Below are 440 nucleotides of genomic sequence, written 5' to 3' on the forward strand. Positions count from 1 at the left end.
GCCCCTTTTTGGTATATATGTATTGAATTAATGTTGTATGTTTTGTATATCATCTAAAATGTGTTCAAAATCTAGGTGATTTTGTTGTAATACATCTTCTGGGTTGTATCTGTCGTAGAATTGTTTGGAAATGCCATAGTTTAAGACGTTCATGGACGTTTTTCCATAATAGCTAGCAATTTTGTGACCATAGCCACCTTCGAGTTCGCCGTCCTCTAAGGTGATGACGATATTGTGGTTCTTTGTTAATTCAGTCAATGTATCAGTGTCTAAACTAGAAATACAAAGTGGTTTGACAAGCGTCGGAAAGATATGAATGGCATCATGTATTGCGTGGCTAAGTTCGACCGCCTTATGGTAGAAATTGCCGACACCTATGATAGCAATCGTATTACCTGATTGGGTTATGTTACACGACGTTACAGGACATTCTGTTGTAT

General features: G+C 37.5%; 1 protein-coding gene. It reads right to left on the reverse strand.

The genetic code is table 11. The features are described from left to right. Window positions 1-27: 27 nt before the first annotated feature. On the reverse strand, window positions 28-440 hold a 413-nt coding region (locus AB4Y44_RS42460), incomplete at its 5' end, for a transketolase C-terminal domain-containing protein (RefSeq protein WP_368702824.1).

Source organism: Paraburkholderia sp. BR10937, from assembly GCF_040965695.1.
Taxonomy (GTDB): domain Bacteria; phylum Pseudomonadota; class Gammaproteobacteria; order Burkholderiales; family Burkholderiaceae; genus Paraburkholderia.